At 60.5% G+C, this 12287-nt stretch carries 10 protein-coding genes; 6 read left to right on the top strand and 4 right to left on the bottom strand.

Features of this window, described 5'->3' with window-relative positions; all coding sequences use genetic code 11:
- The first annotated feature begins 9 nt into the window (after positions 1 to 9).
- Positions 10 to 927 carry a purine nucleoside phosphorylase YfiH/LACC1 family protein gene (locus CTR2_RS14005; RefSeq protein ID WP_087084591.1) on the top strand — a complete coding sequence of 306 codons (918 nt, stop codon included), beginning with the start codon at positions 10 to 12 and terminating at the stop codon, positions 925 to 927.
- Here the strand turns inward: CTR2_RS14005 and CTR2_RS14000 are convergent.
- The gene (locus CTR2_RS14000) at positions 844 to 1158 is read right to left on the bottom strand and encodes a hypothetical protein (RefSeq protein ID WP_087083275.1); all 315 of its coding nucleotides are present in this window, start codon (positions 1156 to 1158) and stop codon (positions 844 to 846) included. The two genes, CTR2_RS14005 and CTR2_RS14000, sit on opposite strands and share 84 nt — an antisense overlap.
- 204 nt (positions 1159 to 1362) lie before the next feature.
- Between CTR2_RS14000 and CTR2_RS13995 the strand changes: the two genes are divergently transcribed.
- The 4 genes from CTR2_RS13995 (at position 1363) to CTR2_RS13980 (ending at position 6273) form a co-directional block, all read left to right on the top strand.
- Positions 1363 to 3258, top strand: a complete 1896-nt coding sequence (locus CTR2_RS13995) for a PHA/PHB synthase family protein (protein WP_087083277.1) — start codon at positions 1363 to 1365, stop codon at positions 3256 to 3258.
- A gap of 145 nt (positions 3259 to 3403) precedes the next feature.
- Entirely contained in the window at positions 3404 to 4585 is a 1182-nt protein-coding gene (locus tag CTR2_RS13990; protein ID WP_063661254.1) for an acetyl-CoA C-acetyltransferase, read from the top strand.
- A 260-nt stretch (positions 4586 to 4845) separates the two neighbouring features.
- A complete protein-coding gene (phbB, locus tag CTR2_RS13985) occupies positions 4846 to 5583 on the top strand; it encodes an acetoacetyl-CoA reductase (RefSeq protein WP_003064980.1) in 738 nt (245 codons plus the stop codon).
- A 387-nt stretch (positions 5584 to 5970) separates the two neighbouring features.
- Positions 5971 to 6273: a hypothetical protein gene (locus CTR2_RS13980; protein WP_176391643.1), complete on the top strand. Its 303-nt coding sequence runs from the start codon at positions 5971 to 5973 to the stop codon at positions 6271 to 6273.
- Positions 6274 to 6318: 45 nt separating this feature from the next.
- Here CTR2_RS13980 and CTR2_RS13975 read toward each other — a convergent pair whose 3' ends face one another.
- On the bottom strand, positions 6319 to 8367 hold the full coding sequence (locus tag CTR2_RS13975) for an ABC-F family ATP-binding cassette domain-containing protein (protein ID WP_087083279.1): 2049 nt from the start codon (positions 8365 to 8367) through the stop codon (positions 6319 to 6321).
- Positions 8368 to 8998: 631 nt separating this feature from the next.
- Between CTR2_RS13975 and CTR2_RS13965 the strand changes: the two genes are divergently transcribed.
- On the top strand, positions 8999 to 9859 hold the full coding sequence (locus tag CTR2_RS13965) for a ferritin-like domain-containing protein (RefSeq protein WP_087083280.1): 861 nt from the start codon (positions 8999 to 9001) through the stop codon (positions 9857 to 9859).
- A gap of 255 nt (positions 9860 to 10114) precedes the next feature.
- Here CTR2_RS13965 and prmB read toward each other — a convergent pair whose 3' ends face one another.
- Both prmB and dapE read right to left on the bottom strand, forming a co-directional pair.
- The gene (gene prmB, locus CTR2_RS13960; RefSeq protein ID WP_087083282.1) at positions 10115 to 11062 is read right to left on the bottom strand and encodes a 50S ribosomal protein L3 N(5)-glutamine methyltransferase; all 948 of its coding nucleotides are present in this window, start codon (positions 11060 to 11062) and stop codon (positions 10115 to 10117) included.
- The gene (gene dapE, locus CTR2_RS13955; RefSeq protein WP_087083283.1) at positions 11059 to 12246 is read right to left on the bottom strand and encodes a succinyl-diaminopimelate desuccinylase; all 1188 of its coding nucleotides are present in this window, start codon (positions 12244 to 12246) and stop codon (positions 11059 to 11061) included. The genes prmB and dapE overlap by 4 nt, the downstream gene beginning before the upstream one ends.
- Positions 12247 to 12287: the final 41 nt, after the last annotated feature.

The following is a 12287-nucleotide window of genomic DNA, read 5'->3' as shown; positions in this document are numbered from 1 at the left end:
GAGGGCGCCATGAGCAAGACCTATAGGCCGGGCCCTCCGGACCTCTGGCCCGACTCCTGGTTGGTCCCTGACTGGCCGGCTCTGCCCGGCGTGCATGCCATCTGCACCTCGCGCGAGGGCGGCGTCAGTCAGGCACCCTGGGGCAGTATGAACCTGGGCGACCACGTGAGCGACAACCCCGCTCACGTGCGCCGCAACCGTGAACTGTTCAACGCGGTGCTGCAGACCCGTACCCCCGGTGCCTGCACGGCGTTCTTGCAGCAGGTGCATGGCGTGGATGTGCTGACGCTGGACGCAGGCAATGTGGCCGAGTCCAATGGTGCGGCCTTCGATGCCTGTGTGACCGATGATGCAGGCGTGGTCTGCACCGTCATGGTGGCGGACTGTCTGCCCGTGTTGCTGGCCCATGATTCGGGGCTGGTCGTGGGCGCGGCCCATGCGGGCTGGCGTGGCCTGGCCGGCATGCCTCCCGGCAGACAGCAGTCTGAGGGGCCGTTGCCGGGCGGTGTGCTGGAGATGCTTTTCGAGTCTTTTTCCCGGAAAGTGCAGGCGCAGCCATCGCTTTCAGCGGCCGATACGGAGCCGTTCCGGATTGCCGCCCGCACCCAGGCCTGGCTAGGCCCATGCATAGGTTCCGAGTCTTTCGAAGTGGGGGGCGAAGTGCGCGATATCTTCGTGGCGCATGACGCCGAGGCGGCACGACACTTTGTGCCGGTACCGGGCAGCAGCACCAAATATCTGGCCGATCTGGCGCAGCTGGCACGCCAGCGGCTTGCTGCATTGGGCATTGCTGCGATCTTCGGCAACGATGGCAGTCTGCCCTGGTGCACGGTCAGCAATGCATCACGTTTCTTCTCGCACCGGCGCGACGCCGCCCGTCTGGGCGGCAGCGGGCGGCTGGCTGCCAGTATCTGGCGCGACGCCTGAGCCTGGGCTGGGGGGCGCGTGTTCTGCAGCTAGCGCTTCCTGTTCCTGCCGGGCCTTGAGACGGCGCTTCCTGGCCGGCGTGCCCAGTATGTAGAGCACGATGGAAAGTGGCAGCAGACCATAGAGCACAAAGGTGAAAAATGCACCCAGCAGGGTGCCGCCGGGGCTGGCGGCCTCGGCGATCGTCATCATCACGACAACGTACATCCAGGCGATGGCAATGAGGTACATGGTGTTTCTGTAATGAGCCAGAAAGCATGCTGGCTCCGGGTTGCTTTGTGTCAAAACAGCTTCACAACGACAAAATGAGGCCGCTTCTTGTCGGAACTGCCTGGCACATAGGTGACAATGCCGCCGTGTGAGCCGTATTGCAGATTCCGCAAGCGTCCCCAGACCCTGAGATCGTCGGTCGCTTGCCTTGACTAGGATGTAAGCATGAATTTTGACCCGAGCTGGGGCCAGGCTGGCCAATCCATTCAACAATTCTGGCAGGAGCAGTGGAGCAAGAGCCTCCAGACGCTTCAGCAGATGCAGTCCGGTGCTCCCATGGGGCTCAGTGCCGTGCCAGGTCTGGGGGCTGCACCCAACCCTTGGGCTGGAATCATGGATGCCATGCAATCGGCCATGCCCCAGATGGCAACGGGTTCGGCTCAGGCGGTGCAGTTCGATGCGGCCAAACTGCAGGGGCTGCAGCAGGAATACCTGCAGTCGGTGCAGTCGTTGGCAGATGGCAAACAGATTCAGGCCCTGCTGGCCAAGGACAAGCGCTTCGCCAAGCCCGAATGGAGTGCCAATCCCGTTGCATCGATGGCCGCAGCCAATTACCTGCTGGGCAGTCGCATGCTGACCGGTATGGCCGAAGCGGTGCAGGGCGATGAGAAAACGCGCAATCGCGTGCGTTTTGCGGTCGAGCAATGGGTGGCGGCCATGGCCCCCAGCAATTTTCTGGCGCTGAACGCCGATGCGCTCAACAAGGTTGTTGAAACCAAGGGCGAGAGCCTGGCTCAGGGCATTGCCAATCTGCTGGCGGACATGCGCCAGGGTCATGTCTCCATGACCGACGAAAGCCTGTTCACCGTGGGCAAGAACGTGGCGACCACCGAAGGCGCAGTGGTTTTCGAGAACGAGCTGTTCCAGCTCATCGAATACAAGCCGCTGACTGCCAAGGTGTTCGAGAAGCCTTTTCTGATGGTGCCACCCTGTATCAACAAGTTCTACATTCTGGACTTGCAGCCGGACAACTCCGTCATTCGCTATGCCGTCAGTCAGGGGCATCGCACCTTTGTGGTCAGCTGGCGCAATCCCGATGAAAGCCAGGCGCACAAGAGCTGGGATGACTACATTGAAGATGGCGTGCTCAAGGCTGTGAGCACGGTTCAGGATATCTGCGAGGCGCCGCAGATCAATGTGCTGGGTTTCTGCGTGGGCGGCACCATGCTTTCCACTGCCATGGCAGTGCTGGCTGCACGCCATGCCCGTGAGCATGGACAGCCGCAAGCTGCCAAGGCCCGCAGCAGCCGCGCTGCGGCTGCAAAGACAGGCAACAAGACTGCTGCGGCCAAGGTGGAGGCCCATGTTTTTCCCGTCGCCAGCATGACACTGCTGACCACATTGATCGACTTTCGCGACACAGGCATTCTGGACATCTTCATCGATGAAAACATGGTGCGCCTGCGCGAGATGCAAATGGGCAAGGGCGGGCTGATGAAGGGCCAGGACATGGCATCCACCTTCAGCTTTCTGCGCCCGAACGATCTGGTCTGGAACTATGTGGTGGGCAACTACCTCAAGGGCGAGACGCCGCCGCCATTCGATCTGCTTTACTGGAACAGCGACTCCACCAATCTGCCCGGCCCGTTCTACGCCTGGTATCTGCGCAATCTCTACCTCGAGAACAATCTGATCAAGCCCGGCGTGCTGACCGTGTGCGGCGAGAAGATCGACATGAGCCAGCTCAAGATGCCGGTCTATATCTACGGCTCGCGCGAGGATCACATTGTTCCTGTCGCGGCGGCCTATGCCTCGTCGCAGGTACTGGGCGGTGAGCGTCGTTTCGTGATGGGGGCCTCCGGCCATATCGCCGGCGTCATCAACCCGCCGGCCAAGAACAAGCGCAGCCACTGGCTGCGCGAGGATGGCGAATTTCCTGAGGCGTTCAACGATTGGCTGGCCGAGGCCACGGAGTATCCGGGCAGTTGGTGGACGGACTGGAGTGCCTGGCTGGGCAGCCATGCAGGCAAGCAGCTCGCGGCTCCCAAGAGCTATGGTCGTGCACGTGCCTATGAAGCCATCGAAGATGCTCCGGGTCGCTACGTTCTGTCAAAAGCCTGAGCGAGGCCTGAGGCACAATCAGTTCCATATTGCGGTGCAGCAACCAAGGCTCGCACCGTGATAGGAAGCGGCGGGTGGCACGATGAACAGGATGCAACCCGCACGCATGCATCACTTGTAAGAAACCTAGAAAGGTTCGTCAGCAATGGAAGACATCGTTATCGTTTCCGCCGTGCGTACGGCGGTCGGCAAGTTCGGCGGCTCTCTGGCCAAGATTCCTGCAACCCAGCTGGGTGCGACCGTGATTTCCGAGGCTCTGGCTCGTGCCAAGGTGGGCAAGGATCAGGTCGGTGAAGTCATCATGGGTCAGGTGTTGACGGCGGCGGCCGGGCAGAATCCTGCGCGTCAGGCCATGATGGCAGCCGGCATTGCCAAGGAGACACCTGCGCTGACGATCAATGCCGTCTGCGGCTCCGGCCTTAAGGCCGTGATGCTGGCAGCTCAGGCCGTGGCAACGGGAGACAGCGAAATCGTGGTTGCCGGAGGCCAGGAAAACATGAGCCTGTCGCCCCATGCCGTGCCCAATTCGCGCGACGGCCAGCGCATGGGTGACTGGAAGATGGTGGACACCATGATCGTGGACGGTCTGTGGGATGTCTACAACCAATACCACATGGGCATCACTGCCGAGAACGTGGCCAAGGAAAAGAACGTCAGCCGCGCGCAGCAGGATGCGCTGGCGCTGGCCAGCCAGCAAAAGGCTGCGGCCGCGCAGGATGCGGGCAAGTTCAAGGACGAAATCGTTCCCGTGAGCATTCCCCAGCGCAAGGGTGACCCCATCGTGTTCGACAGTGACGAATACGTCAACCGCAAGACCAATGCCGATGTTCTGGCCACCCTCAAGCCCGCTTTCGACAAGGCGGGTTCGGTCACCGCCGGCAATGCCTCGGGTCTGAACGATGGCGCCGCTGCCGTGGTGGTGATGACGGCGGCCAAGGCCAAGGCGCTGGGTCTCAAGCCACTGGCCAAGATCGTCTCTTACGCCACCAGCGGCCTGGCCCCCGAAGTCATGGGTCTGGGTCCTGTCTACGCCACGCGCAAGGCCCTGGATCGCGCGGGCTGGAAGGCTGCCGATGTGGATCTGTTCGAACTCAACGAAGCCTTTGCCGCACAGGCCTGTGCGGTGAACCAGGATCTGGGCATCGATGCCGCCAAGGTCAACGTCAACGGCGGTGCCATCGCCATCGGTCACCCCATTGGTGCATCTGGCTGCCGCATTCTGGTGACGCTGCTGCATGAAATGCAGCGCAGCGGTGCCAAGAAGGGCCTGGCCGGCCTGTGCATCGGCGGTGGCATGGGTGTTGCTATGGCTGTGGAAGCCTGCTGAGGCTTCAGGATTGCAGACTGCTCCGGTGCTCCTGAAGACCGGCGCAGTCTGGGAAGCCCGCTGATGCCAGCCTCCCATCGACCCTAGGGAAGATCACGAGGTAAACCACGGCGAAAGCGGGTTCATTCGGACCTACTCGATTGCATACTGGCATGGCCAGCGTGCAAGGTGTGTGGCGTTCAGAACGATAAGCAAAACCTAAGAATGTTTATCGTTGATAGTGTGATCGTGAAATAACCATTGATTGACAGGAGAGATGAATGGGTCAGAAAGTAGCGTACGTCACGGGGGGCATGGGCGGTATCGGTACCGCAATCTGCCAGCGTTTGCATAAGGATGGCTTCAAGGTGATCGCGGGTTGCGGACCATCGCGCGACTACCGCAAGTGGCTGGACGAGCAGGCGCAATTGGGTTACACGTTTTATGCCTCGGTTGGCAATGTGGGGGATTGGGAATCCACCGTTGAAGCCTTCAACCAGACCAAGGCAGAGCACGGCAACATTGATGTGCTGGTGAACAACGCGGGCATCACTCGCGACCGAATGTTCGTCAAGATGACGCCGGATGACTGGAAGTCTGTCATCGAAACCAACCTCAACTCCATGTTCAACGTCACCAAGCAGGTGGTGGCAGACATGGTGGAAAAGGGCTGGGGCCGAATCATCAACATCAGCTCGGTCAACGGCGCCAAGGGCCAGGCCGGACAGACCAACTACTCGGCCGCCAAGGCCGGCATGCATGGCTTCACCATGGCGCTGGCTCAAGAGCTGGCTGCCAAGGGTGTGACCGTGAATACCGTCAGCCCCGGTTACATCGGCACCGATATGGTCAAGGCAATTCGTCCCGATGTGCTCGAAAAGATTGTGGCGGGCGTACCCGTCAAGCGTCTGGGCGAGCCTGCGGAGATCGCCTCCATCATCTCCTGGCTGGCTTCGGAAGAGGGCAGCTATTCCACAGGTGCGGACTTTGCGGTCAACGGCGGCCTGCATATGCACTAAGCCTTTTCAGGCATTCGGCAAAAAGGAGCTTAGGCTCCTTTTTTCATGTCGGTGCTGCTTTTCCCTGCAAGCCTGTGGGCAAAGAGCGGGACGATGCCCAAATGACAAAACCCGCAGAGATCATTCATGCGGGTCTTGAGTTTCTGTGCCGCTTCGCAAAGCGGCTGGTTGAGCGCAGGGCAGTAAGGCTGATGCTTCTTTGGCCTATCAGTGCCGACTGCCCGGGCACCTGGCTACAACACACTGCGCTTTGGTCTGCACAGTGTTGCGCGGCGAGCGCTTAGCGCTTGCGATCGCGCTCGTCTTCGGGCCAGATGGACATGATGTTCGTGGTTTGCATTGGAATCTCTCCTGTATGTCTGTTTAACGTCTGACGGATTCAGCTCGTTGACAGCTTTTTGGAAATTTTTACCTGTTCTTTTATCCAGTGATAATCAGGCTGCAAATGCGGGGACACGCTTGCGATCACGTTCGTCCCAGGGCCAAGCCATCAGAGACATAGCTGCTGCGGCCCGTGCGGGCTGGGCTTTGGCGGTGTCGGTAACAGTGGTGGTCATTGCAGTTCACTCCTTTGAGTGTTTCAACGTCTGGACTGAACTGCAGGTTGACAAGAAGCTGAATCAACAGCGCAAGAAAATGCAACGCGCGTTTGCTGATGTTTTCAGCAGCCGGCATGCATGTTCAAAATGAATAGCGCCCTGCCAAAGCTGGTCAATGGCAGGGCTTTTTCTAGGCTTAGCAGGTTTCGGTGGCCAGGGCTTCGATCTGCTCCGAAAGCTCCAGCCAGCGCTCTTCCAGTTGATCGATTTCAGCGTTGACGGCACTCAGCTGCTTGCCCGCTTCCACGATATCGCCGCCGGACAGGCCAGGCGTGGCCAGCTTTTCTTCCAGCGCGCCGCGCTGGGCATTGAGCTTGGGCAGCGTCTTGTCGATCTGTTCCAGCTCTTTCTTGAAAGGCTTGGTCTTTTCGGCCAGTTGCTGACGTGCCGCAGCAGCCAGGCGTCGAGCCTCCTTGGGGTCGGCTATGGTGTCGCTGAATGCTTCCATTTTAGGAGCATCTGGCGCTTTTTGTTCAAGGGCTTCAGGCAGATTTGTCTTGATTTCTTCCGGAGCTTGCACCTTTGGAGTGCTGGCGGCCTGCTGTTCGGCATTGCGTGCTTCTTCACGCAGGCGCTTGGACTCTTCGAGCAGATAGCGCTGGTAGTCGTCCAGGTCGCCATCGAAGGGGCCGACAACGCCGCGGCCCACCATCCAGAAGTCTTCACATACGGCGCGCAGCAGGTGACGGTCGTGGGAGACCAGCATCACGGTGCCGTCAAAGTCGTTGAGTGCCATGGCCAGCGCTTCGCGGGTTGCCAGGTCCAGGTGGTTGGTTGGTTCGTCCAGCAGCAGCAGATTGGGGCGTTGCCAGACGATCATGGCCAGCACCAGACGGGCTTTTTCACCGCCGCTCATGCTGCCCACAGACTGTTTGACCATGTCGCCGCTGAAGTTGAACGTGCCCAGCCAGTTGCGCAAGTCCTGTTCACGGCTGGCGGCGGGTGCGGCAGCGCCGAGTTCCTTGGCCAGCCGGATCATGTGCTCCAGCGGGTTCTCGCTGGGGCGCAGCACGTCCAGCTCCTGCTGGGCAAAGTAGCCGATATTGAGGCCCTTGCCTTCGGTGACGGTACCGGCCAGCACCTTCATTTCGCGCGCAATGGTCTTGACCAGGGTCGATTTGCCCTGGCCGTTGGCTCCCAGAATGCCGATGCGCTGGCCTGCCAGCACCGAGCGGTTGACGCCGCGCAGAATGGTGGTCTGGTTGCCGTCCTCGTCCTCGTAGCCAAAGGCTGCGTCGGAAATCGCCAGCATCGGGTTGGGCAGGTTGGCAGGTTCCTTGAATTCGAAGGTGAACTCGGCTTCGGCCAGGACCGGCCCGATCTTTTCCATGCGCTCCAGCTGCTTGACCCGGCTTTGGGCCTGCTTGGCCTTGCTGGCCTTGGCCTTGAAACGGTCAATGAACTTCTGCAGGTGAGCCATTTTTTCCTGCTGCTTGGCAAAGCTGGCCGCTTGCAGCTCCAGCTGCTGGGCACGCAGTTCTTCAAAGCGCGAGTAATTGCCGCCGTAGCGGTTGATCTGTCCGCCCTGAATCTGCAGTGTGACGTTGGTGATGGCGTCCAGGAACTCGCGGTCATGGCTGATGACGATCATCGTGCCGCTATAGCGCTTGAGCCAGGCCTCCAGCCAGACCAGGGCATCCAGGTCCAAGTGGTTGGTGGGCTCGTCCAGAAGCAGCAGATCGCTGGGAGCCATCAGTGCACGGGCCAGCTGCAGGCGCATGCGCCAGCCGCCCGAGAAGCTGTTGACGGGATGATCCAGCTCGGAGACCTTGAAGCCCAGACCTAGAATCAGGGCTTGTGCGCGCGATTCAGCATCATGTGCACCGGCATCGGCGAGATCCACATAGGCCTGGGCAATCTCCATACCATCGCCGGAAGCTTCGGCGGCAGCCAACTGGGCATTCAGCTCGGCCAGGCGCGTGTCGCCATCGAGGACGAAGCGGGTCGCGGATTCATCGGTTTCCGGCATGTGCTGGGCCACCTGTGCCATGCGCCACTGGGGAGGGATGAAGAAATCACCGCCGTCTTCGCTGATGCTGCCATTGAGCAGGGCGAACAGGCTGGACTTGCCGGCCCCGTTGCGGCCGACAAGGCCGACGGACTCTCCCGGGTTGATGGTGGTGCTGACTTGGTCGAGCAGGACTTTGGTGCCGCGGCGCAGCGTGATGTTCTTGAGACTGATCATGACTGGGGCTGATTATCCGCGAATGCCCGCAGGCTCAGGAGCATGAGGGAATGAGCGGGCGGCAGCGGCGCCCGGTAATGCCCGCTGTGTGCACGACTTCAGACAGTCTGAAGACCTATGCGCCGCATCATGGTTTCGGTGAATTTCAGCTCCTGCTCGAAGGCACGGGTGTAGGCGGCGGAGTCCAGAATCTGCACCTTGCTGCCATCCATCTCCAACGCCTGGCATCTCCAACGCCTGGCGCACCTTGGGCTGGTTCAGCACCGCATTACAGCCGCGTGTAGCCGTTTGCGGCAGAGTGGGCGACCTGGCGCGCACCGATGTTGTCGCCCGCACGGGGGCGGTTTTCGATCACCGGAGGTTGGCCTGGTTGCAGACTCCACGCCTCGCAGACAATGTCGATCCGGTCTCCAGCACGGCGATGAAATAGCGAAGCCCGCGAAGATCCATGGTTGCAACTCAAAATATTAGCTTGAAGGCCGGTGTGAAAGCCTGTAGAAGGCTGTTTGAAGAATTGTTAGTCTCCTGTAATGTCGGTGTAATCTGACATGGCGCAGTGGCCAAATGTCGACAAGATGGCATATCTCTAAGTCTGAAGTCCGACAGATCAAGTATGTCGGTCCTACAACTGATGCAGCAAAACCTCTCCCTCTCTTCACATTCAACCATCCCGAGCAGAAGCGGCTCTGCCCACTGGCGCATTGAAGACATTGACTTCTCTGCCATCGATCGCAGTGCCATAGAGCACAACCAGGACCTGTTCTTCTTGCTGATGAGCGCCTCGTTCATCGAAACCGGCTCGGATACCTACGCGGCCAACCTGGCCGAGCATTACGCTGCCTGGCCCGAGATCGCGGTCTGGCTCAAGGATCAATGGGAGTCCGAAGAATTGCAGCATGGACGCGCGCTAAGGGCCTATGTGGAAGCCGTGTGGCCGGAGTTTCCCTGGCAGCAAGCCTACGACAGCTTTTTCGCCGAATATTCGCAGCTGTGCACCATGGAGGAGCTCTACCCCGACCCGCGCCTGGAAATGGTGGCGCGCTGCGTGGTGGAAACCGGCACCACGGCCTATTACCACACCTTGCGCGAACTCAGCGACGAGCCGGTTCTGAGCGAGTTGCTGGGCAATATCCGCAACGACGAGGTCAACCACTTCAAGCATTTCCTCAAGTACTTCAAGGAGCTGCAGCAGCAGTCGCCTGTGGGCCGCACGCGCATTGCCAAGGCACTGTACGGCCGCCTCAAGGAGTTGCGAGAGAGCGATTCGGATATCGCGCTGCGTCATGTCTGGGCGCACAAGAGCCCTTATTTCGCCGATAGTAGTACGCGCTTCGAAGACATGGCTCAGCGCATTTACGAGTTGGTCAGCCGTCGCCTGCCTGCCGACCTGGCCGTGCGCATGCTGCTCAAGCCCATGCTGCTGCCAGCACGCGTGGAGGGCATGGTGCGCACACCCATCTCCAAGCTGGCGACCCGCATGATGTCGTACTGAGTTTTGTAGCTGCAAACAAGCCCGGCCGGCTCCAGTCTGCTGGGCGCGGCGGGCTTCGAGGTGGAAGAGGCTCTGGGGCCAGCGCAACTCAATGCCCGGCTCTTTGCAGCCAGGCGCGATGGTCTGCAGGTTGCGGGCGGCGGTTTTCGCTATCTGGGTGCAGTCAAACGGGCTTGAGCGCTTGTTCAAAGACCTGCATAAAGAAAAAGGCACAGGGCTTTGAACAGCCTGCACCTTGGATGCGGGATAAAGAACTTACAGCTGCAAGGCTGCGGTATTGCCCTCGGACCAGTGGCGCAGTGCCTCTTCGGTAATCAGCAGCACCTGCTCGTCACCCGAGCTGGTGTCCAGCCAGAACACGGGCAGATCTGGGAAGGCGGCCTCGAAGTACGGCTTTTCATTGCCGATCTCCAGCACCACCACGGCGTCCTTGTTCAGGCGTGCAGGCAAGTCCTGAAGCAGCTGGCGGATGAAGTCCATGCCGTCTGCGCCGCCGGCCAGGGCCAGCTCGGGCTCGGCCTGGTACTCGGCAGGCAGCTTGCCCATGCTGTCCGAGTTCACATAGGGCGGGTTGCAAAGTACCAGATCCCAGGGGCCGGGCACCTGGCTCATGCCGTTGCTTTCCAGCAGCGTCACGCGATCCTGCAGCCCGTGCTTGTCCACATTGATGCGGGCGACGGCCAGGGCATCGGTCGAGATATCGGCACCGGTCACCCGGACTTCGGGATAGGCCATGGCGGCCAGGCAGGCCAGAGAGCCGTTGCCGGTGCATAGGTCGAGCACCTGCACGGTCTTGTCGGACAGCCAGCCGTCGATGCTGCCATCGGCCAGCAGTTCGGCGATGAAGCTGCGCGGCACGATGGAGCGTTCGTCGATATAGAAGGGCACTCCTACCAGCCAGGCTTCATTCGTCAGATAGGCTGCGGGCTTGCGGCTGCGGATACGCTCATCAAAAAGTGTAGCTGTCTGCGCTTGTATATCAAGGGGTACAGGTTGATTAGCGACAGATTCTGGAGCGCCAGGAATGAGCTCGCTGTCCAGGGGCAGGCCCAGCTTCCAGAGCACCAGCCAGGCCGCTTCGTCTTCGGCCGTGGCCGTGCCATGGCCAAAAGCCACGCCGGCAGCTGTGAGCGCCTGAGCGCCGCTGGCAATCAGTTCGGCAACGGTGTTGCCCGAGATCAGGAGGATGCTGGTGTTGCTCATGCGGTCTGCTGGCGCTGGAGTTGTTCCAGAGTCTTGCGGTAGATGTTTTTCAGTGGCTCGATATCGGCCACGGCGATGTGTTCGTCGATCTTGTGGATGCTGGCATTGGGCGGGCCCATCTCGATGACCTGAGGGCAGATCTGGGCGATGAAGCGGCCATCGCTGGTGCCACCGGTGGTGGATAGCTCGGTATCCAGTCCGGTTTCATCCTTGATGGCGGCCTGCACGGCCTGCACCAGGGTGCCCGGCGTGGTCAGAAAAGGCTGTCCGCCCACGGTCCAGACCAGCGAGTATTCGACGCCATGGCGGTCCAGGATTTCATGCACGCGCTTTTGCAGGGAGTCGGAACTGGACTCGGTGCAGAAACGGAAATTGAAGTCGATCACCACATGGCCGGGAATGACGTTGCTGGCGCCCGTACCGCCATGGATATTGCTGATCTGCCAGCTTGTGGGCGGGAAGAACGCATTGCCGCGGTCCCAGACCGTGGCCGCGAGTTCTGCGAGTGCGGGCAAGGCCTCGTGAATGGGGTTGCGTGCCAGTTGCGGGTAGGCGATATGACCTTGCACACCGTTGACGGTGAGCTTGCCGCTCATGGTGCCGCGGCGGCCGTTCTTGATCATGTCGCCGGTCTGCTTGACCGAGGTGGGCTCGCCCACGATGCACCAGTCCAGGCGCTCGCCGCGTTGGCGCAGTTCTTCGACCACGACCTTGGTGCCGTCGATCGAAGGGCCTTCCTCGTCGCTGGTCAGCAGCAGGGCGATGTCGAAGGCGGGCTCGGGCGTGGTCTGCAGAAACTCCTCCAGCGCCACGACAAAGGCGGCGATGGAGGTCTTCATATCGCTGGCACCACGGCCGTAGAGCTTGCCGTCGCGGTGCATGGGCACGAAAGGCGGGCTGGTCCACTCCTTGAGCGGGCCCGGTGGCACCACATCGGTATGCCCGGCAAAGACCAGCACAGGCCTATCTGAATTGATAGCACCTTGCGTAGACTGAGAAATCGCAGGAGCGCGCTTTGCCCACAGGTTTTGTACGCGGAATTCTGCAGGGCCGCTGTCCAGCCGCTCGCAGGTAAATCCCATGGGTGTCAGGGCATCGGCGAGCAGCTCAAGGCAGCCAGCATCTTCGGGGGTGACGGAGGGCAGGCTGATGAGCTGCTCGGTCAGTTGCAGTGTCCGGGACATGGAAGGGGCTTCAAACTAAAACAATGCCTATGCCGCCTTGG

The sequence above is a fragment of the Comamonas thiooxydans genome (assembly GCF_002157685.2).
Lineage (GTDB): Bacteria > Pseudomonadota > Gammaproteobacteria > Burkholderiales > Burkholderiaceae_C > Comamonas > Comamonas testosteroni_H.
Note: the sequence above shows the minus strand (reverse complement) of the source record. Positions and strands in the feature narration are given on the sequence as shown.

Coding starts and splice junctions, on each gene's coding strand:
- prmB (WP_087083282.1), bottom strand. CDS start 11,062: ATGAGCAACACCAGCATCCTCCTGATCTCGGGCAACACCGTTGCCGAA.
- CTR2_RS14000 (WP_087083275.1), bottom strand. CDS start 1,158: ATGTACCTCATTGCCATCGCCTGGATGTACGTTGTCGTGATGATGACG.
- phbB (WP_003064980.1), top strand. CDS start 4,846: ATGGGTCAGAAAGTAGCGTACGTCACGGGGGGCATGGGCGGTATCGGT.
- dapE (WP_087083283.1), bottom strand. CDS start 12,246: ATGTCCCGGACACTGCAACTGACCGAGCAGCTCATCAGCCTGCCCTCC.
- CTR2_RS13990 (WP_063661254.1), top strand. CDS start 3,404: ATGGAAGACATCGTTATCGTTTCCGCCGTGCGTACGGCGGTCGGCAAG.
- CTR2_RS13965 (WP_087083280.1), top strand. CDS start 8,999: ATGCAGCAAAACCTCTCCCTCTCTTCACATTCAACCATCCCGAGCAGA.
- CTR2_RS13995 (WP_087083277.1), top strand. CDS start 1,363: ATGAATTTTGACCCGAGCTGGGGCCAGGCTGGCCAATCCATTCAACAA.
- CTR2_RS13975 (WP_087083279.1), bottom strand. CDS start 8,367: ATGATCAGTCTCAAGAACATCACGCTGCGCCGCGGCACCAAAGTCCTG.
- CTR2_RS14005 (WP_087084591.1), top strand. CDS start 10: ATGAGCAAGACCTATAGGCCGGGCCCTCCGGACCTCTGGCCCGACTCC.